This is a genomic window from Zetaproteobacteria bacterium, from assembly GCA_003696765.1.
Classification (GTDB): domain Bacteria; phylum Pseudomonadota; class Zetaproteobacteria; order Mariprofundales; family J009; genus RFFX01.
In genome coordinates this window covers 19647-39065 of the sequence record RFFX01000056.1, presented here as the reverse complement: position 1 = coordinate 39065, position 19419 = coordinate 19647, and the positions used below count along the sequence as shown (strand labels likewise).

Here is a 19419-nt window from a genome sequence, read left to right as displayed (position 1 = left end):
GTGGCAGGCGCGATGGCGCAGGATATGGACGGCGACCACGATGTGCGCGTCGACGCGGACCATGACTACGATATTCGCCCCTACGCCGGCGTCGGCGTGGGTCTGTTCGGTCTGGAGTTCAAAAGCAGCACCAGCAACCTGAAGAAGAACGTCTTCGGCGGCTACGGTAAGCTGGGGACGGATATCGGCGACTATCTGGGCGTGGAACTCCGCATCGGAGGGACGGCGTCGGGCACGCAAAACAATACCAAGCTGCAGGCCAGCTCGTTGTTCTCCTATCTGGGCAAGGTGCAGTTCCCGACCACGCCCGATTGGAAGTTCTACGCCATGCTCGGTGGCACCACGGTCAACTTCAAGGTAGGGAACCAGAGCAAGAGCAAGAGCGGCTTCAGCTTCGGCGTGGGCGCGGAGTCCTACCTCCAGGAGAGGTTGACGCTGGGCGCGGAGTGGATGCAGTACTGGACCGATGTGAAGCTGGGCTCCGCCTTCGGTACGAATGCCAAGGCCAGATTGTGGGGCGTGACGGTGACCGGCGCCTACCGCTTCTAGCGTTCCGCCCTCGGATGGGATCGACGGGGAGGCCATCCGGCCTCCCCGCCGTGTTTGCAGATCATGGAACCATATCGGCTTCGCATGAATCCGACATCGCGGCGGCGTGCCGCGCAACGCGGGAGCTTGCACATGCAAGCGACGGTTTCGTGAGGGGATTGAAGAGTGCGCGCTCCGATCCCCGTCAAGCCAACACGTCCATGGACGGACGTGTTGCGATCGCATCGAAGATGGTGAGCCGAGCGCGGCTCGAACGCGCGACCCGCAGATTAAAAGTCTGCTGCTCTACCAACTGAGCTATCGGCCCGGAGAGATCGGCAGCCGACCGCTTCGCGCTCCGCCGGGCGGCAGCCGACCCGGGCGAAGTGTTCTGGTTTCACCGGTGGTGTCAATCGAATCCCCTTTTGTCGAATCCCCTTTTGCCGAATCCCCTTTTGCCGCTACGGCGGCCGCCCGCTATGCTGCGCGCCCCTCCGCGCCGGCCGGCTTCGGGCGCGGCACCCCCTCCACCCGCCGAACGAGACCCCATCCAGGAGCGACCGCCCCATGATTCCACGCACCCATTGCGGTGATTTCCGAGAAGCCCACATCGGCGACGAGGTCCGCCTTTGCGGGTGGGTACAGACCAACCGCGACCACGGTGGGGTGGTCTTCCTCGATGTGCGCGACCGCTTCGGTGTGGTACAGGTGGTGGCCCACCCCGACACCCCCGAGGCGCATCAGCTCGGCCATCGGCTGCGCCAACAGGATGTGATCGAGGTGGTCGGCCGTGTGCTCGCCCGCAGCGAAGAGACGGTCAACCCCAAGATGGCGACGGGGCGGGTCGAGGTGAAGGCGACCCGCATCACCCTGCTCAACCGCGCCGATACCCCACCGTTCCCCATCGAGGACGACTGCCCAACCGGAGAACAGCACCGGCTGGAGTATCGCTACCTCGATCTGCGTCGTCCGGTGATGCAGCAGCGGATGATCTTGCGCCACCGGGTGATCCGAGCGGCGCGCAACTATCTGGACGCACTGGGATTCCTCGATATCGACACCCCGATCCTCAACAAATCGACCCCCGAGGGGGCGCGCGACTATCTGGTGCCGTCACGCATCTATCCGGGCACCTTCTACGCCCTGCCGCAAAGCCCGCAGATCTTCAAACAGCTGTTGATGATCGCCGGGCTGGATCGCTACTACCAAGTCGCTCGCTGTTTCCGCGACGAGGATCTGCGCGCCGACCGCCAGCCGGAGTTCACCCAGATCGACCTCGAGATGTCGTTCGTCGACCGGGAGGAGGTGATGGAGACCGCCGAGGGGTTGATCGCCGCCATGTTCGAGGCCGGCACAGGCACAGAGATCCAGCCCCCCTTCGCGCGCATTTCCTACGACGAGGCGCTGGCCCGATACGGGCTGGATGCGCCCGATCTCCGGTTCGGCATGGAGCATGTCGAGATCACCGACCTGATGCGCGAGGTGGAGTTCAAGGTGTTCCGCGATCCGGCCGAGCGCGGAGGTCTGGTCAAGGTGATGCGCGTGGCCGACGGCGGCTCCCGCCTCACCCGCAAGCAGATCGACGACCTGACCGACTTTGTCGCCGTCTACGGCGCGCGTGGGCTGGCGTGGATCAAGGTGAACGATGCCACGAACATCCCCGGCGGGCTGCAGTCACCGATCGTCAAGTTCCTGCCCGAGGAGACGCTGCGTCGACTGCTGGAGCGCTGCGGGGCCCAAAACGGCGATCTGCTCTTCTTCGGCGCGGGGGAGAAGAAGGTGGTCAACGACGCGCTGGGCCATCTTAGGGTCAAGCTGGGGCATGACCTCGGCCTGATCGACCCGGAGGAGAACCGCTTCGTCTGGGTGGTCGATTTTCCGATGTTTGCCTGGAACGCCGATGAGAAGCGGCTGCAGGCGTTGCACCATCCCTTCACCGCGCCGGCAGCGTCCGACCTGGAGAAGCTGGAGTCGACGCCGCTGGAGGTACGCTCCCTGGCCTACGATCTGGTATGGAACGGCACCGAGATCGGAGGGGGATCGATCCGCATCCACGATCCGACCGTGCAGCGGCGCGTGTTTGCCGCGTTGGGAATCGGCGACGAAGAGGCCGAGGAGAAGTTCGGCTTCCTGATCAATGCGCTGCGCTACGGCGCGCCACCGCACGGCGGCCTCGCCTTCGGTCTGGACCGGGTGGTGGCGCTGATGAGCGGGGCGGAGTCGATCCGGGATGTGATCGCCTTCCCCAAGACCCAACGCGCCGCCGATCTGATGTGTTCCGCACCCGCCGAGGTCTCCGAGCGGCAGTGGCAGGAGCTCGGCCTGCGCAAACGACGCAATCTCGCCGGCGGCTGATTCGCTCCCGCATCGCAGACAAAGGAGAACCCCATGTCATCCATCCCGCACCACCGTCTGATCGTTCTCGGCTCCGGTCCGGCCGGCTACAGCGCGGCCATCTACGCCGCCCGGGCCAACCTCAAGCCGTTGCTGATCCAGGGCGACCAGCCCGGAGGGCAGCTGACCACCACCACCGATGTCGACAACTACCCCGGTTTCAAGGATGGCGTCCAGGGCCCGGAGCTGATGGAACTGATGGAGGCCCACGCCGCGCGCTTCGGTACCAGGATCGTCCCGGACCATATCCACCGTGTCGACCTCTCCCGCCGTCCCTTCCACCTGATCGGGGACGACGGCGAATATCTGTGCGACGCCCTGATCATCGCCACCGGTGCATCGGCCAAATACCTCGGCCTGCCGTCGGAGCAGAAGTTCGCCGGGCGCGGGGTCTCCGCCTGCGCCACATGTGATGGATTCTTCTACCGCGGCAAGGAGGTCGCCGTGGTCGGCGGGGGGGACACGGCGGTGGAGGAGGCGATCTACCTGGCCAACATCTGCAGCAAGGTGACGCTGGTCCACCGCCGCGATGCGCTGCGCGCGGAAAAGATCATGCAGGAGCGGTTGCTGGCGCTGGAGAACGTCGAGGTGGCGTGGAACCGCGTGGTCGACGAGATCCTGGGGGACGATTCCGGTGTCACCGGCATCCGGCTGGCCTCGACGAAGGGGGAGCCCGACCGGGAGCTGAAGGTGCATGGAGTCTTCATCGCCATCGGCCACAAGCCGAACACCGATTTCCTCGACGGACAGCTGGAGACCGACGACGCCGGCTACCTGATCACCCGTGGCAAGAGCACCCACACCTCGATCGAGGGGGTCTTCGCCGCCGGCGATGTGGCCGACCCGGTCTACCGGCAGGCGGTCACCTCGGCCGGGGAAGGGTGCAAGGCGGCGCTCGATGCCGAGCGGTGGCTCTCTGCACAGGGCGCAACGGAGTAGGCGAGAAGACTCAAGGAGACCGCGGCTTCCAGATCCTCAAGCCCATATGCTCAAAATATGATCATATGGCGCGAGATCTGATCTCAATATGGGCACAGCAGGGCGAATCATCGCCGGCTATAGAAGAGAAAACCTCATAATATCATAAAGTTATCGCGCAACGGCCATAATGGCGCGCATTGTGCTTCATTGGGTTTGTGCCCCATCGCCCCGAATGCCGGGGCGGAACAACCCAGGGAGTACAACAGATGACAACGCAAAACCCCATCACAACACAAGCCTCGGCAGCCGCGCTGCTGCTCGCCGCCGGCATCAGTCTGGGCGGCAGCCCGGCGCTGGCCGGCTCGCTCTCCGACAAGTTGGACAACCTCGACATCAGCGGCTTTGTCGATAGCTCCTACAGCGGCCAGAACAGCAACGCCGCCGCGGTATCCAGCGGCTTCGGCCTCGATCAGGTCGAGCTCGATGTCGCCTACCACAAGGTCAATGTCGGTTTTCGTTTCGACCTCAACGGCTTCCCCTCCGCCGGCGGAACCGTGCAGCAGAACAGCCTGTTCGAGCAGGGCTTCGTCCACTACACCTTCAACGGCGTGCTCGATGAAGGCATCACCTTTACCTTCGGCAAGTTCAACGCCCCGATCGGCTGGGAGCTGCTCGACGCGCCGGACATGTACCAGTTCAGCCACGCCATGGTGTTCCATGACGGCCTGCCGACCAACCTGACCGGCGCGTCGATCGCCGGCAAGCTGGGGATGGTCGACGCCGTGCTCTACTACTCCAACAAGGTGGACAGCAACGGGGTCAGCACCAGCGGCATCCGCGCCGGCGGCGGCCGCATCGGCATCACCCCGATGGATGGGGTCAACCTCGGCATCTCATACCTGCGTCAGGGCAATCCGGGGCTGGCCGCCACCCGCACACTGGATATCGACTTCAGCTACAACGCGATCGACCACCTGACCATCGGCGCGGAGTACAATCAGGTCAAGACCGCCGCCACTGCGACCACGACCACCAAGTCCGGCGGCTACTTCATCACCGCCCACTACGACTTTACCGACATGCTCGGCGCCACCTACCGCTTCGGCACCTGGGACAACGACACCACCAAGGCAGGCAAGGCGACCTCCAACACCGTGGCAGTGACCACCACCCTGGGCGAGGGCTTCGGCGCGCTGGGTGAGTACCGCACGGTCAACAACACCATGGCCACGGCGACCCCGGACGGCTTTGCCGCCAACTTCAACACCAAGGCCTACGCCTTCGAGATGACCTACAGCTTCTAAGGGGAGAAAAGGATGGTTTCGCAAGAAGCCGGCGTTCGCGGCCAGGACGGCCGCGCAAAACAGGAGCTTGCGTCAGCAAGCGACGGTTTTGTAAGGCGATCGAAAAACGCGTTTTTCGATCGCCGTCAAGCAAAAGTCCATGGACGGACTTTTTGCGATTCAATCAAAAATGAAACAAATTACAGCAATTATCAAGCCATTCAAGCTCGATGAGGTCAAGGAAGCCCTGGAGAAGGTCGAGATCAGCGGCATGACCGTGACCGAGGTGCGCGGCCACGGCCGACAAAAGGGACACAGCGAACTCTATCGCGGGGCGGAATATCAGGTCGACTTCGTCCCCAAGGCAACGCTGACCATTGTGGTCGAGGACGCACAGGTCGACGAAGCAGTCGCCGCCATCACCGAGAGCGCCCGCACCGGCAAGGTGGGCGACGGCAAGATCTTCGTCACACCAATCGAGCGCGTCGTGCGCATTCGCACCGGAGAAGAAGATGCCGCGGCATTGTGATCAGAACGACGAATTCAACCAAGGAGAACCATCGATGAATACTTATCCGCACGTGCCGACGTTGGGTAGCACAGAACTTGCAGTCGTGCGCGCATTCCACACACTGCGTACTCGTACACGGATCAGGGCTCGTGAGGAATAGACCATGAACAGCGCTGGAACGGATGTCTTCTTCCTTACCATGGGGGCGGCGATGGTGCTGGCGATGCACGCCGGCTTCGCCTTCCTTGAGGTGGGCACGGTGCGGCGCAAGAACCAGGTCAATGCGCTGGTGCGGGTGATCAGCGACTTCGGCTTCTCCACCGTCGCCTACTTCTTCGTCGGCTTCTCCGTCGCCTACGGCATCAGCTTCTTCGCCCCGGTACCGCAGCTTTTGACCATCAACGGCGTGGGCAACGGCTATGAGCTGGTCCACTTCTTCTTTCTGCTCACCTTCGCCGCGGCGATTCCGGCGATCATCTCCGGCGGCATCACCGAGCGGGTACGCTTCTGGCCCAACACGCTGGCCACACTGCTGCTGGTCGGCCTGATCTACCCCTTCTTCGAGGGGTTGGTCTGGGGCGGCAACATGGGCTTCCAGTCGTGGCTCGAATCCTCCTTCGGTGCGCAGTTTCACGACTTCGCCGGCTCGGTGGTGGTCCACGCCATGGGTGGCTTCATGGCGCTGGGGGCGGTGATCCATCTCGGCGCGCGCAAGGGGCGCTATACCGCCGATGGCCGGGTGGCGGCGATCCTACCCTCCAACATTCCCTTCCTCGCACTGGGATCGTGGATCCTCTGTGTCGGCTGGTTCGGCTTCAACGTGATGAGCGCCGGTAAGGCCGGCGACGCATCGGGGCTGGTGGCGATCAACTCGCTGCTGGCCATGGTCGGCGGCCTGATCGCCGCGCTGGTCGCGGGGAAAAACGATCCCGGCTTCGTCCACAACGGCGCACTGGCCGGCCTGGTGGCCATCTGCGCCGGTTCGGACCTGGTCCATCCGATCGGCGCGCTGTTCATCGGCGGCATGGCCGGTGCCGGCTTCGTCTACGGCTTCACCTTCGTCCAGCTTCGCCTCAAGCTGGACGATGTGCTCGGCGTCATTCCGCTGCACGGCCTGTGCGGCGCCTGGGGCGGGGTTGCCGCCGGCATCTTCGGCGGCACGGCCCTCGGCGGCGCCGGCGGTGTCGCCTTCATGAGCCAACTGATCGGCACGCTGATCGGTGTGGCCATCGCGATTTCTGGCGGACTGGTTGTCTACGGAGCGATCAAGGCTACCATCGGCATCCGTCTCGACGAGCGGGAGGAGTTCGAAGGCGCCGATCTGGCCGTACACAAGATCAGCGCCTATCCCGAAGAGGACATGGCCGGTCATTGAGTTTGAGTGCAATGCCGACTGCCCGGCCGGCCCCCTGCATGAGGCGACCGCCCCGCATGCGTTCGGGGTGCTGCGGCCGTCAGGACGAGACCCGACCGAGAGGGTAGATCGACCCCAACAACAAGAAAGAGAGGTAACCGACAACGGCAATGAGTGATGCGATCAACAAGGTTTTCGAGCTGATCAAGGAACATGAGTGCGAGTTCGTCGACGTGCGATTCACCGATACGCGGGGCAAATGGCAGCATGTCAGCTTCCCCATCGGCGTGCTGACCGAGGATGTCTTCGAAGACGGCTTCCCCTTCGACGGCTCCTCCATCGCCGGCTGGTGCGACATCAACAACTCGGACATGGCCATCATCCCCGATCCGGAGAGCGCGCAGATCGACCCCTTCTTCGAATCCTCCACCCTGGTGCTGATCGGCCAGATCATCGACCCGCTGACCGGTCAGGACTACAACCGCTGTCCGCGCCAGGTGGCGCAACGGGCGATGAAATACATCCGGAGCGCCGGCATCGCCGATGCCGCCTACTTCGGCCCCGAGCTGGAGTTCTTCGTCTTCGACTCGGTCACCCACTACAACGAGATGGGTGGATGCGGCTACCGCATCGGCTCGGAGGAGGCGGCGTGGAACTCGAACGAGACCTTCGAGGGAATCAACCGCGGTCACCGGCCGCGGGTGAAGGGGGGCTATTTCCCCGTTCCTCCGGTCGACTCGCTGCAGGAGCTGCGCAATGACATGGTGCTGGTGATGCAGGATGTCGGCATCGAGGTGGAGTGCCATCACCACGAGGTGGCCACCGCAGGCCAGTGCGAGATCGACTTCCGCTTCGGCGGGCTGATCGAAACCGCCGACCGCTCCCAGTGGTACAAGTATGTGGTGCACAACGTCGCCGACGCCCACGGCAAGACGGCCACCTTCATGCCCAAGCCGGTCTACGACGACAACGGCACCGGCATGCATACCCACCAGTCGTTGTGGAAGGAGGGCAAAAACCTCTTCGCCGGCGACAAGTACGCCGGCCTGTCGCAGGAGGCGCTGTGGTACATCGGCGGCATCATCCGGCACGCCAAGGCGATCAACGCCTTCACCAACGCCTCGACCAACTCCTACAAGCGGCTGGTTCCCGGGTTCGAGGCGCCGGTGATGCTGGCCTACTCCAACCGCAACCGGTCGGCCTCCATCCGAATCCCGGTGGTCAACTCCGACGCCGCGCGCCGCATCGAGGTCCGTTTCCCCGACCCGTCCGCCAACCCCTACCTCGCCTTCACCGCCATGATGATGGCCGGTCTGGACGGCATCGCCAACAAGATCGATCCGGGTGAGGCGGCGACGAAGAACCTCTACGACCTGCCGCCGGAGGAAGAGAAAGGGATCCCGACGGTGGCCCGTTCGCTCGAGGAGGCGCTCCATGCGCTCTCCGACGATCGGGAGTTCCTCAAGGCGGGGGGCGTGATGGACGACGACATGATCGACGCCTACATCTCGCTCAAGATGGAGGAGGTGGACCAGCTTCGCTTGCGCACCCATCCCTACGAGGTGGAGCTCTACTACTCGGTCTGACCGGAACCCACCGCACCCCCGGAGGAGGACGACCGGGGACCACGCCGGAACAGAGCGACAGGGCCGTCCGCAAGGGCGGCCCTGGTCGTTGATGCGCATCCTCCCCTTCCGCTGCCACCGACATTGCCGGTAGCATCCCACCCCATGATGGAGGATCATCCCGAGAAAACCTGTTCCATCGACCGGCTGATCCGCCACCCACGGCTGGTTGCGGCGGCGCTCGCCGGACGCAAGACCGAACAGCGGCGCGACGGCGTCTATGGCTGGCCGGGCGAACGCTTCACGCTGCAGGGCGTTCCGTTCGTCTGCACCGCGCTGGAGCGGCAGCGGCTGGGGGATATGGACGACGCCGACGCTCGGGCCGAGGGGTTTCCCGATCTGGCCGCCTACCGGGAGATGATCCTCACACTCCACCGGACGATGGGGTGGAATCCCGATGCATTGGTCTGGGTCCACCGTTTCCGACGCTGTGACGACACCCCTGCACCCTCGAACGAGGGGGAGGAGAGCGCCTGATCCCGTCCGTATGGGCGGGATGCATCCGCTCCGGGCAGAGGATTACTTGCCGATACAGAAGGTGGAGAAGATGCGGTCGAGGATCCGCTCGACATCTCCGATACCCACGATCTCCCCCAACGCCGCCCAGGCGGAGCGCCACTCCGCCGCCGCCAGATCGAGCATCTCCTCGGAGTCGAGCAGCGCCATCCCCCGCTCCACCGCCAGAAGCGCCCGCTCCACCGCCTCCCGGTGGCGGAGCCGAGTGATCATGGCATCCTCCCCGGTGGCGCATCCGGCCGCGTCGATCCTGCCGACGATCTCCTCCAGCAGCCGCTCCACCCCCTCCCCCGAGCGCGCACAGATGGGGAGAAAGCCTTGCGGCACCTCACCGGGATCGATCAGATCGCATTTGTTCATCACCCGGATGTCGGCGTCGACGGCGCAGTTTCGGCTCTCCCCGTCGGTGGCATCGACCACCAGCAACACCAGATCGGCCCGCTCTGCGGCAGCGCGTGCCCGCCGCATCCCCTCCAGCTCGATCGGATCGTCGCTGGCGTGCAGCCCGGCGGTATCCACCAGCCGCACCGGGATCCCGGCCAGCTCCAGATCGACCTCCAAGAGATCGCGTGTGGTGCCGGCACGGTCGCTGACGATCGCCCGTTCGCACCCCGAAAGCCGGTTGAGCAGGGTCGACTTTCCGACGTTGGGGGCACCGACGATGGCGATCTCCACCCCGGAGAAGAGCCGCATGCCGAAAGGGGCGGTGGCCAGGCTGCGCCGCAGACGGCCGCACAGCTCCTCCGCCTGCTTGCGCAGCGCCTCGCCGGCATACCGGGGAAGATCTTCGTCGACAAAGTCGATCTGTGCCTCCACCGTGGCCAGCAGCGCGGTGATCCGATCCATGCAATCCCCGATGAACCGGCCGAAGGCGCCATCCAACTGCCGCTGCGCCGCCATGGCGGCGCGTCTGGTGGCGGCGTCGATGGTCGCCGCCACCGCCTCCGCCTGGGTGAGATCCATCTTGCCATGGAACACGGCACGGCGGGTGAACTCTCCCGGCCCAGCCGGGCGGGCACCGAGTTCCAGCAGCCGATCGAGCAGGGCGCGCAGCACCACCGGGTTGCCATGGCCGTGGAACTCAACCACATCCTCACCGGTGTAGGAGGCGGGTGCGGGAAAGTAGATCTGAATGCCGCGGTCGATGGTGGCGCCGGTGCCGTCACACCATCGGCTGAGCAGCGCCTGCCGCGGCAGGAGCGGCGCCGATCCCACCGCGCCGGCGATGGCGGCAGCCTCGGGTCCGGAGAGGCGGACGACACCGATGCCGCCGCGGCCGTGCGGCGTGGCGACGGCGGCGATGGTGGTGCCGGCGCCGACGATGGCCGCCTCTGTCTCCCCGTCGATACTCCGGCTAGAGGCCGACCTGCCGCATCACCAGCCGTTGCTGGATGATGGAGAGGACGTTGTTGACCAGCCAGTAGAGCACCAACCCGGCGGGGAAGAAGAGGAACATGACGGTGAAGATGACCGGCAGAAACTGCATCACCTTCGCCTGCATCGGATCGGGAGGCTGGGGGTTGAGCTTCGTCTGGACCAGCATCGAAATCCCCATCAGCACCGGCAGGATGAACCAGGGATCGTGCACGGAGAGATCCTGGATCCAGCCGACGAACGGCGCCTGCCGCATCTCGATCGACATCAGCAACACCTTGTAGAGGGCGAAGAAGACCGGAATCTGGATCAGGATGGGGAGGCACCCGCCTAGCGGATTGACCTTGTGCTTCTTGTACAGCTTCATCATCTCCTCGCCCAGCTTCTGCCGGTCGTCGGCATAACGCTCCTGCAGCCGCTTCAGCTCCGGCTGGAGCTTGCGCATCGCCGCCATCGAGGCATAGGACTTCTGCGACGGCAGATAGAAGATGATCTTGATCAACACCACCAGGATGATGATGCAGACCCCGAAGTTGTGAACGAAGCCGTAGAGCCAAAGCATGAACTGATGCATCGGCTTGGCAATGAAGGCGAAGAGGCCGTAGTCGACGCTCCGCTCCAGCCCGACGCCGAAGCTCTTCAGCAGGGCGAGCGACTTCGGCCCGATGAAGATGCTGGTGTGGAAGCGGGCATCTCTACCCGCCTTGTCCGACTCCAGGATGATGCCCGCCTGATAGGCACGGCCGTCACCCTTGTAGTAGTAGTGGTAGTCCCCTCGCTGATCACCATAGATGGCGGTGAGGAAGTACCGACTCATGATCCCGGTCCAACCTCCGATGCCGCCCAGCAGGATCGCCCCCTTCTCGTCGAGCTCGTCGTAGTCGGGCTCCTGCAGCTTCCCCTCCACCAGGCCGATCGGACCGGCATGCTCGTAGAAGGTATTGAGCTTCTTGTTCGGATAGCGTTCGACCGCCTGCAGATAGATCCTGCTGCCGGCACCGCCTGTGATCCGATCCTCGACCTCCAACCTGTAGCTACCCGGCGCCAGCCTGAGGGTACGCCGCCAGATCCTTCCCTTCTCCAACCTGGCCGTGAGCACCACCCGGTCTGGGTGGCGCTCCGCCACCCGGAAAGTGACCGGGGCGCTCCGCCCTACAATGCCACTGCCGACATACTGCGCCTTCTTCTCCGAGGTGTAGAGCACATGCACCAACGGGGCGTCCGGGTCGACCGATTCGCGATAGCGCTTCAGCCGCGCATCGATCAACGTACCGCGCCTGTTGACGGCGATCTCCAGCACGTCGTTGTGGATGCGGGCGATTGCGACGGGATCGCGCACCCCCCCCTGCTCCTCCGGGGTGGAGTCAGAACGATCGGCAGCCGCTTCGTTGCTGCGGGAGGAGGGAGGTCGCCGCGCCTCCCCCTTCGCCACCATGGCGGCGGCATCGCCGTGCTCCTCCGCAGCGCTGCCTGCGGCCCGATCCGGAGGCGCAGCCTTCTTCTGCGGCGCACCGGTGAAGAACAGCTGCCAGCCGATCAGCACCAGCGTCGAGAGCAAGAAAGCGAGAAGAATGTTGCGCTGTTCCAACGAAATCCTCCATGATGATTTCGCACGAAACCATCATCGCGGCCACCACGGAGGGCCGCGCAAATCAAGAGCTTGCGTAAGCAAGCGATGGGATTTGCACGGGAATCGAAGACGGCGCTCTTCGATTCCCGTGAAGCCAAAAAGTCCACGGACGGACTTTTTGCGATTCCACTCTCCATGACGGCCCCGCACGAAGCCGGCATTCGCAACCGGGAAGGGTGGCACAAACCGGAAGCCTGCGCATGCAAGCGGCCGTTTCACAGCAAGGCGATCAACGGACACGCTCCTCGATTGTCCAGGAAGCCGAGCCGACAAGGCCATGGACGGGGTCGTTGCGCCGGAATCCTACACGGCTGCGACACCGCCCGCTTCCCTGATCAGGCGGAACGAACCCGGCCGGACTCCCCCTCCCGGTCTGTCGGGACGGGATCGAATCCGGAGTGCCCCGACCAGGGATGACAGCGCAACAGCCGACGCAGCGCCAACCACCCGCCGTACAGCACACCATGGCGGGCGACCGCCTCCTCCGCATAGCGGGAACAGGTGGGATGAAACCGGCAATGCGGCGGGATCACCGGCGAGACCAGACGACGGTAGCAGGCGATCGAGAGGAGCAGAACTCTACGCGGCATTCCCCGCAACCGCATCACAGCGCCACCCTCTGTACCACCAGGTCGAAGAGGGCATTGGCCGCCCGGAAGGCGGATCGGGAGAGAACTGCCGCCTCCGCCTGCGGGATCAGCAGCAGATCGAGGCCGTACGTCCGCACCGGATGCTGCCGGAATGCGGAACGTAGACAACGTTTGAGCCGGTTGCGCTGCACGGCGTTGCCGTATCTGCGCGATACCGCCAGCCCCAGACGGGCGTGTTCCCGCCCGTTGGCTCGATAGCAGAGGCGCAGGCCATGGCGGACGATCCGCCGGGCACGACGCATGCGCTCATAGTCGGACCCGCTGCGCAGCCGGTATTCCGGCGGAAACCGACAGGAAACCGCCCGTACCCCGAATCCCGATCTATGCGCTCAGCCGTTTGCGCCCCTTGGCGCGGCGGCGCCGGATGACGGCCCGGCCGCTGCGCGTCGCCATACGGGCACGGAACCCATGGTTGCGCGCGCGTCGGATCCTGCTGGGCTTGAAGGTGAAACTCATCGCTGATCTGGCGCAAAAAGTCCGTCCGTGGACGTTTTGCTCGACGGGAATCGAAGAGCAAGGTCTTCGATTGCCTTACAAAACCGTCGGTTGCGTCTGCAACCTTCGGTTTTGCGCGGTCGTCCTGACCGCGGATGACGACCTCGCAAGAAGTCGTCATCCTTGAGAAGCGAAGAACAGCGGAGGGGGATCCCCCGCCGAAAAAGAGCGGCGCATGGTAGGTTTGGCACTGTGTACGTCAAGGTATTGCACCCCGATCGCGCCATCCCCCGCCATCGCCTCCTCACCACCCTCCAAGGGGTGTTGCAGACCGGGGAAGAGGGTAGAGGCCGCAGCCGCTAGGCTACCGGCCCATGCAGGGCATCATCGACCGCAGACGGGTGGCACGCTCCTTCGCCCGGGCCGCTGCCGACTACGACTCGGTGGCCGCGCTACAGCGCGAGGCGGCCGCCCGGCTCGACGCCCACCTCAACTTCACCCGCATCACCCCCCGCCGCATGCTCGACATCGGCTGCGGCACCGGCTTCCTCGGCCGCCTTCTGCGCCGCCGCTTTCCCAAGGCGGAGCTGGTCGCGCTCGATCTGGTGCCGGAGATGATCAATCGCTGCCGCCGGTCGCTGGGCAGAGGGATGCCGTGGCGGCCGAAGCGCCGCTTCCTGTGCGGCGACGCCACCGCACTGCCGCTGGCCGGGGAGTCCTTCGACCTGGTCGCCTCCAACCTGACCATGCAGTGGATCGACCGGCCGGAACGGATGGTGCGCGAGATGCGGAGGGTGTTGGCGCCGGGCGGACTGCTGCTCTTCTCCACCTTCGGGGGGGAGACCCTCACCGAGCTGCGCGCCGCGTTCACGGCTGTCACGCCGGGGCGACCGGCGCCGCTCCTCTCCTTTCCCGACGTGATGGCACTGGGCGACCTGCTGCAGCGGCAGGCGGTGGAAACGGTGGTGACCGACAGCGACCGCATCACGCGCACCTATCCCGACGTCACCGCCCTGGTGCGGGAACTCAAGGCGATGGGGGCATCCTCTTCCGCCATCCGTCATCGGGGCGGCGGCCTGGGCGGAAGAGGGCTGTTGCGCCGGCTCTCCGCCAGCTACCCCACAGAAGAGGAAGGTGGCATCCGCGCCACCTTCGAAATCCTCTATGGCCAGGCCTGGTACCGGCCGGATCCGAAACGTGAGGGGGTGATCCCGATCATGCCCCTGGAGGGGTGATCGGGAACCGGGCTCTCACCCCCCTGCGACCGCCTCGAGCCGGCGCGCGCGGTAGCCGGTGAGCGAGGCGATCTCCCGATGGTGGCGCTCCTTCTCCTCGTACATCGCCTGATCGGCCTCCTCCAACAGGCTGCGGTCGCAGTGGTGGCGGTCGTAGAAACGGACGCCTATGCTGGCGCCGATGGTCAACTTCCGGCCCATCCAGTCGATCTCCATCGCGGAGAGCTGCTCCCGAATGATCCCGGCACGGCGCACCGCCTGCTCGCGGGTGGTGTTGACCAGCAAGACGACGAACTCGTCCCCCCCCAGCCGGGCGACGTAGTCGGTTCCGCGCACGCTGCGCCGCAGCACCCGCGCCACCTCGCGCAATACGGCATCGCCGGCGGCGTGGCCGAATCGATCGTTGATCGGCTTGAAGTGGTCGAGATCGATGTAGATCAACGCCCCCTCCTCACCGTAGCGACTGGCGCGCTCCAGCACGTGGTCGAGTTCGATCTCGAAACCGCGCCGATTCATGATCCCGGTGAGCGGATCGCAGGTGGAGAGGCGGGTGAGCCGCCGGATCTGCTCCGCCTGCTCCTTGAGCAGCTCCTGCATCGATGCGGCCGCCTCCAGCGCCTGGGCGAGCAGCTTCTGGTGCTGCAACGAATCCGGAAGGGAGTCGGCCAGCCTGAGGATCTGGTTGAACAGATGTTGTTCGGGATTGTTGACCATGGTCATCAGTTCGTTGTTCATCGCTCGCGCTCCTTTCATCGTCGGGTGGACTCTTTCCTGCGCCCATGCAGGGCAAGCAATATACATGCCACAACCGGGGTCCAGAGAGCAGCGAACGGAATAAAACGATTCATATCAATGTGATGTTACACACACTCCCCTCACGACTTCTGCAGCGGTCCCGTCGATGTCGGAGCAGAAACGCGGCAAGATTCCCCCACCCCGAGCCCCAGACTTCCTCCGGAGGCGGCTCGACGATCGGGGCGAAGAAGCGCCCGTCCGAGTCGGGTTGCGGCGGGGAAGCGATCGGATAGCATTCAAGTCATGACGCTCGGTCTCTGCTGTGATCAGGGGTGGGAGGAGCTCTCACGGGAGCTGGAGCGGACCTCCAGTCCATCGAAGTTCGACGCCTGGGTGCGCAACATCTCGACCGAATACCGTGACGGCCGGCTGACCATCGTCATCCCCAGCCGTTTCTTCCTCGACGGCTTCAAGCGGGAGTTCCACGAGCGCATCGAGCAGCTGATCCCGAAGTACTTCCCCGCCGGAACCCGCCTCGACTACCGGGTGGACCCCTCCTCCATCCCGAGCCCCGCCGTGGAGTCGGGGTCGGAGAAGCAGCAGATGCAGCCGCAGTGGCAGTCCCGCTTCCGGTTCGAGAACTTCATCGTCGGCCCGAGCAACGAGTTCTGCCACGCGGCCAGCATCGCCGTCGCCGACCATCCGGGCAGCCGCTACAACCCGCTCTACATCTACGGCGGGGTGGGCCTGGGCAAGACCCACCTGATCACCGCGGTGGCCAACCGCATCCACGAACGCGACCCGAAGGCGCGCATCGCCTTCCTCTCCGGCGAGCTCTTCACCAACCGCCTGCTGTTCGCCATCCGTACCCGGAGCAACGAGGAGTTCCGCCGCCGCTACCGCGAGGTGGACGTCCTGATCATCGACGACGTCCAGTTCATCGCCGGCAAGGAGAGCACCCAGGAGGAGTTCTTCCACACCTTCGACACGCTGCACAAGGCCAACAAACAGATCCTGCTCACCTCCGATCAGCCCCCCGGTGCGCTCCGGCACCTGGAGGAGCGGCTCAGGTCGCGCTTCAACTGGGGGCTGGTGGCCGATGTCCAGCCACCGAACATGGAGACCCGCATCGCCATCCTCTACAGCAAAGCGGAGCTGGCCGGCATCCAGATCTCCGATGAGCTGTGCGAGCTTCTGGCCAGCAGGATCACCAGCAACGTCCGCGAACTGGAGGGGGCGCTCACCCGTCTCTCCGCCTTCTCCTCGTTCCACCAACGGACCATCGACGTGGCGCTGGCCCGCTCGCTGCTGCCCGACCTGCTCAGCGTCGAGAGCCGGAAGGTGACCGTCGAACAGATCCAGGAGCAGGTGGCGGACTTCTACAACATCCGCACCTCGGACCTGCGCGGAAAGAGCCGGCGCAAGAACATCGTGCTTCCCCGACAGATCGCCATGTTCATCTGCAAGGAGATGACCACCCTCTCCCTGCCGGAGATCGCCGACCATTTCGGCGGGCGGGACCACACCACCGTGCTCTACGCGGTGCGCAAGATCTCCACCATGCGCAAGGAGGATCACGACTTCATGGTGGAGACCGACCGCATCATGGCCAGGATCAAGGGGCAATGACGGGTGCGCCCGAATCGATCTCCGCGGCAGGCGCCGCAGGAAGTTGTTGCGAAATGCCTCTGGAAGGGCTGTGGATGAATCCGGGAATGGAGGGCGCAGCCGGGGTACCACTCCGCACCCCCCCTCGTTTCCCACCTGCCATTCACAGGGATGAGGTCGCTTCTCCACAGATACCGATCGAAGCCAACCCTCGGGATCCATGGGGAAAGCCGCACCAGATCCACAGCAGCCCCCCTTCCCTGCTGCTACGATCTCTCTTTGCATATACAAGAGTGGTGTAGGTAGTAGTCCATAGCTCCGTCCGCGGCCACGGAGGGCTGCGCTCTTCGATTCCCTCCCAGGCAAAACATCCATGGAGGGGTGTTTTGCGATCCGATCATGCATCTTCGACTCGACCGCCGTATATTGATGGATGCCGTATCGCACTGCCTCAAGGTCGTCGATCGGCGGGTGACCAACCCGTGTCTGGCCAACGTCCTGCTGTTGGCCAGCGAGGAGGGCATCCGGTTGATGGCCACCAACGCACAGATGGCGATCGAGATCGGCGTGGAGGGGGAGGTGACGGAACCGGGGGCCACCTCGGTGGGGGCGCAGAAGCTGCACGATCTGCTTCGCGAGTGGCCGTCGGCGGAGGCGCTCGAGCTGATGATGGAGGGCAACCGGCTGGTGGTGCGCCACGGCCGTTCGCGTCTGCGGTTGAATACGATCAGCGCCGACGAGTTCCCTTCGCCCACCGCCATCGAGGGCGGTCTGGAGGTATCGCTCTCCTCGGCGGTGCTCTCCGAGATGATCCGTTCCACCCAGTTTTCGGTCAGCAGTGACGAAACCCGCCCCTACCTCACCGGGATCCTGTTCGAAATCTCTTCCGATCACGGTCTGCGCGTCGTCTCGACCGACATCCATCGGCTCAGTTTCTGTCAGACCGCACTCTCCGCCGCGCCGGAGGTGGAGCGGCCCTTCCAGGTGATCGTCCCTGCGCGTACCGCACTTGAGATCAAACGGCTGTGCGACGACTTCGACGCACCCGTCCGTCTCCTCTTCAGCCAGGACCGTCTTGCCTTCTCCGTCGGGGAGGTGATGCTGACCAGCCGGTTGATCAACGCCCGGTATCCGCTCTACGAGGAGGTCTTTCCCGATGCCTTGCCGCGGCGGATCATGCTGCCGACACAGGAGGCGGACGGAGCGCTGCGCCGCTGTCTGGTGGTGGCCGACGGGATGAACCACGATGTGCTGCTCCACTTTTCGGCCAACGCCCTGATGGTGAGCGCGACCAACAGCGAGCAGGAGCAGGTGGACGATTTCCTTGCCGTACAGTACAGCGAGGATCCCGTGCAGTTGGGATTCAACGGAAACTACCTGCGCGACGTCCTCTCGGTCACCTCCTCCGATCAACTGCGGATGGAGTTCAGCGACGCCGGCAGTCCCGTGCTTTTCACCGAACAGACGTTGGGGGTGGAGAAGCGGTTCATCGTTATGCCGTTGAATCTGGGGTGATCCCGGTCGGGGGTTCCGGCGGGGTGTTGCCGGCGCTGTGGCTGCGCCGGTTGCGGCTGCGCGATTTCCGCTGCCACCGGCGACTGGAGCAGGAGTTCTCCCCGGGGATCAACCTCATCTGCGGTGCCAACGGCAGCGGCAAAAGCAGCCTGCTGGAGGCGGTCCACCTGATGGTCTGCGGCGTCTCCTTCCGCCGGAGCAGGGTGCGTGATCTGCTCCGTTGGGGGGCGCAGCGCTATCAGGTGCGGGGACATTGGCAGCGGTTCGGCGTGCTCCACGTCACCGTGGAGGGAGACCGGCTCCGGACGATGATCGCCCTGCAGGGTCGGGCGCTCGCCCGGCGCAGCGACCTGCAGGAGCAGCTGGCGCTGGTGGCCGACTCCCCTCAGGGCGATCCGCTGGTCGATGGCGATCCACGTGCGCGCAGGCGGTGGCTCGACCGCCTGGTGATGGCGGTTGCGCCGCAGGTGGCACCATGCTACCACCACTACTATCGGGCGCTGCTGCAGCGTTCCCGGCTGGTGCGGCAGCAGCAGGGAGGGGGGGCAGGACTGGCGGCGTGGAACGTACAGATGGTGCGGGCGGGTCGGCGCTGGATGGAGGTGCGTGCCGCGGTGGTGGCGCGGATCAACCGGCTGCTGGCCGACGAAGCGTGGGTCGGTGCGCCGCTGGTAGTCCGGCTGCGCGAGAGTGCTCCGCCCGAGGATGGAACATGGCTGGAACTGCTGGAAACTGCGGCGCGTCCACTTAGAGTGGGGCCGCATTGCGACGCCATCGCCCTGCAGCGGGGGGGGCGGGAGGTCCGTACCTGCGGTTCCCATGGCCAGCAGCGGGTGGCGGCGGTGGCGCTGCGTCTGGCCGAATCGGCGCTGCGCGCGGAGCAGCGCGGGATCCAGCCGCTCATGATGCTGGATGACTGCTTCACCGCGCTCGACCGGAGCTGGCGCATCCGATTGACCGACCGGCTCGCCGCCTATCCCGGTCAGGTGCTGCTCACCGCGCCGGACGATGCGCTCTGCGCCGACGTGCTGCCGAAGGATGCGTCGATACTGCGCCTCGATGCGGAGGCGTGCAGAACGAAGGATGGAACGGATGGGTGACGACC

The 19419-nt window shown here is 64.9% G+C and carries 18 protein-coding genes and 1 tRNA gene; 12 read left to right on the top strand and 7 right to left on the bottom strand.

Annotation, left to right across the window (positions count from 1 at the left end):
* Entirely contained in the window at nucleotides 1-549 is a 549-nt protein-coding gene (locus D6682_05970; protein ID RMH50908.1) for a porin family protein, read from the top strand.
* Nucleotides 550-780: 231 nt separating this feature from the next.
* Here the strand turns inward: D6682_05970 and D6682_05965 are convergent.
* Nucleotides 781-856, bottom strand: a tRNA-Lys gene (locus D6682_05965).
* A gap of 239 nt (nucleotides 857-1095) precedes the next feature.
* Between D6682_05965 and aspS the strand changes: the two genes are divergently transcribed.
* From aspS to D6682_05930, 7 genes are all read left to right on the top strand, one after another.
* Nucleotides 1096-2883, top strand: a complete 1788-nt coding sequence (aspS, locus tag D6682_05960; protein ID RMH50907.1) for an aspartate--tRNA ligase — start codon at nucleotides 1096-1098, stop codon at nucleotides 2881-2883.
* A 33-nt stretch (nucleotides 2884-2916) separates the two neighbouring features.
* Nucleotides 2917-3861 (top strand): thioredoxin-disulfide reductase, encoded by a 945-nt coding sequence (gene trxB, locus D6682_05955; GenBank protein ID RMH50906.1) that lies wholly within the window; start codon nucleotides 2917-2919, stop codon nucleotides 3859-3861.
* 248 nt (nucleotides 3862-4109) lie between these two features.
* On the top strand, nucleotides 4110-5147 hold the full coding sequence (locus D6682_05950; protein ID RMH50905.1) for a hypothetical protein: 1038 nt from the start codon (nucleotides 4110-4112) through the stop codon (nucleotides 5145-5147).
* A gap of 169 nt (nucleotides 5148-5316) precedes the next feature.
* Complete coding sequence (locus D6682_05945; GenBank protein ID RMH50904.1) at nucleotides 5317-5655, top strand: P-II family nitrogen regulator; 339 nt, start codon at nucleotides 5317-5319, stop codon at nucleotides 5653-5655.
* A gap of 145 nt (nucleotides 5656-5800) precedes the next feature.
* Nucleotides 5801-7012 (top strand): ammonium transporter, encoded by a 1212-nt coding sequence (locus D6682_05940; GenBank protein RMH50903.1) that lies wholly within the window; start codon nucleotides 5801-5803, stop codon nucleotides 7010-7012.
* Between the two features lie 149 nt (nucleotides 7013-7161).
* On the top strand, nucleotides 7162-8577 hold the full coding sequence (gene glnA / locus D6682_05935; GenBank protein RMH50902.1) for a type I glutamate--ammonia ligase: 1416 nt from the start codon (nucleotides 7162-7164) through the stop codon (nucleotides 8575-8577).
* Between the two features lie 147 nt (nucleotides 8578-8724).
* Nucleotides 8725-9093: an ASCH domain-containing protein gene (locus D6682_05930; protein RMH50917.1), complete on the top strand. Its 369-nt coding sequence runs from the start codon at nucleotides 8725-8727 to the stop codon at nucleotides 9091-9093.
* Nucleotides 9094-9135: 42 nt separating this feature from the next.
* Here D6682_05930 and mnmE read toward each other — a convergent pair whose 3' ends face one another.
* The 5 genes from mnmE to D6682_05905 all read right to left on the bottom strand — a co-directional run bounded on the left by mnmE (nucleotide 9136) and on the right by D6682_05905 (nucleotide 13242).
* Entirely contained in the window at nucleotides 9136-10479 is a 1344-nt protein-coding gene (mnmE, locus tag D6682_05925) for a tRNA uridine-5-carboxymethylaminomethyl(34) synthesis GTPase MnmE (protein ID RMH50901.1), read from the bottom strand.
* A gap of 7 nt (nucleotides 10480-10486) precedes the next feature.
* Nucleotides 10487-12094, bottom strand: coding sequence for a membrane protein insertase YidC (gene yidC / locus D6682_05920; GenBank protein ID RMH50900.1), 1608 nt, complete (start codon nucleotides 12092-12094; stop codon nucleotides 10487-10489).
* Nucleotides 12095-12471: 377 nt separating this feature from the next.
* Nucleotides 12472-12735 (bottom strand): membrane protein insertion efficiency factor YidD, encoded by a 264-nt coding sequence (gene yidD / locus D6682_05915; GenBank protein ID RMH50916.1) that lies wholly within the window; start codon nucleotides 12733-12735, stop codon nucleotides 12472-12474.
* 5 nt (nucleotides 12736-12740) lie between these two features.
* Entirely contained in the window at nucleotides 12741-13028 is a 288-nt protein-coding gene (gene rnpA / locus D6682_05910; GenBank protein RMH50899.1) for a ribonuclease P protein component, read from the bottom strand.
* A 79-nt stretch (nucleotides 13029-13107) separates the two neighbouring features.
* On the bottom strand, nucleotides 13108-13242 hold the full coding sequence (locus tag D6682_05905; protein RMH50898.1) for a 50S ribosomal protein L34: 135 nt from the start codon (nucleotides 13240-13242) through the stop codon (nucleotides 13108-13110).
* 353 nt (nucleotides 13243-13595) lie between these two features.
* On the opposite strand from D6682_05905, the gene bioC reads away from it, so the two are divergent.
* Nucleotides 13596-14456 carry a malonyl-[acyl-carrier protein] O-methyltransferase BioC gene (bioC, locus tag D6682_05900; GenBank protein ID RMH50897.1) on the top strand — a complete coding sequence of 287 codons (861 nt, stop codon included), beginning with the start codon at nucleotides 13596-13598 and terminating at the stop codon, nucleotides 14454-14456.
* Nucleotides 14457-14471: 15 nt separating this feature from the next.
* Here the strand turns inward: bioC and D6682_05895 are convergent, their stop codons facing one another.
* Nucleotides 14472-15257, bottom strand: coding sequence for a GGDEF domain-containing protein (locus tag D6682_05895; protein RMH50896.1), 786 nt, complete (start codon nucleotides 15255-15257; stop codon nucleotides 14472-14474).
* Between the two features lie 237 nt (nucleotides 15258-15494).
* Between D6682_05895 and dnaA the strand changes: the two genes are divergently transcribed.
* The 3 genes from dnaA (at nucleotide 15495) to recF (ending at nucleotide 19414) form a co-directional block, all read left to right on the top strand.
* Nucleotides 15495-16820 (top strand): chromosomal replication initiator protein DnaA, encoded by a 1326-nt coding sequence (gene dnaA / locus D6682_05890; protein ID RMH50895.1) that lies wholly within the window; start codon nucleotides 15495-15497, stop codon nucleotides 16818-16820.
* A 360-nt stretch (nucleotides 16821-17180) separates the two neighbouring features.
* Nucleotides 17181-18314 carry a DNA polymerase III subunit beta gene (dnaN, locus tag D6682_05885; GenBank protein RMH50894.1) on the top strand — a complete coding sequence of 378 codons (1134 nt, stop codon included), beginning with the start codon at nucleotides 17181-17183 and terminating at the stop codon, nucleotides 18312-18314.
* Nucleotides 18311-19414, top strand: coding sequence for a DNA replication and repair protein RecF (recF, locus tag D6682_05880; GenBank protein RMH50893.1), 1104 nt, complete (start codon nucleotides 18311-18313; stop codon nucleotides 19412-19414). Before dnaN ends, recF begins: the two co-directional genes overlap by 4 nt.
* Nucleotides 19415-19419 lie beyond the last annotated feature (5 nt).

Excerpts from the sequence above, each read along its gene's own strand:
- D6682_05945 (RMH50904.1), top strand. The coding sequence starts at position 5,317 with ATGAAACAAATTACAGCAATTATCAAGCCATTCAAGCTCGATGAGGTC.
- trxB (RMH50906.1), top strand. The coding sequence starts at position 2,917 with ATGTCATCCATCCCGCACCACCGTCTGATCGTTCTCGGCTCCGGTCCG.
- rnpA (RMH50899.1), bottom strand. The coding sequence starts at position 13,028 with ATGCGTCGTGCCCGGCGGATCGTCCGCCATGGCCTGCGCCTCTGCTAT.
- glnA (RMH50902.1), top strand. The coding sequence starts at position 7,162 with ATGAGTGATGCGATCAACAAGGTTTTCGAGCTGATCAAGGAACATGAG.
- D6682_05940 (RMH50903.1), top strand. The coding sequence starts at position 5,801 with ATGAACAGCGCTGGAACGGATGTCTTCTTCCTTACCATGGGGGCGGCG.
- bioC (RMH50897.1), top strand. The coding sequence starts at position 13,596 with ATGCAGGGCATCATCGACCGCAGACGGGTGGCACGCTCCTTCGCCCGG.
- dnaA (RMH50895.1), top strand. The coding sequence starts at position 15,495 with ATGACGCTCGGTCTCTGCTGTGATCAGGGGTGGGAGGAGCTCTCACGG.
- aspS (RMH50907.1), top strand. The coding sequence starts at position 1,096 with ATGATTCCACGCACCCATTGCGGTGATTTCCGAGAAGCCCACATCGGC.
- D6682_05950 (RMH50905.1), top strand. The coding sequence starts at position 4,110 with ATGACAACGCAAAACCCCATCACAACACAAGCCTCGGCAGCCGCGCTG.
- D6682_05930 (RMH50917.1), top strand. The coding sequence starts at position 8,725 with ATGGAGGATCATCCCGAGAAAACCTGTTCCATCGACCGGCTGATCCGC.
- D6682_05905 (RMH50898.1), bottom strand. The coding sequence starts at position 13,242 with ATGAGTTTCACCTTCAAGCCCAGCAGGATCCGACGCGCGCGCAACCAT.
- D6682_05895 (RMH50896.1), bottom strand. The coding sequence starts at position 15,257 with ATGTATATTGCTTGCCCTGCATGGGCGCAGGAAAGAGTCCACCCGACG.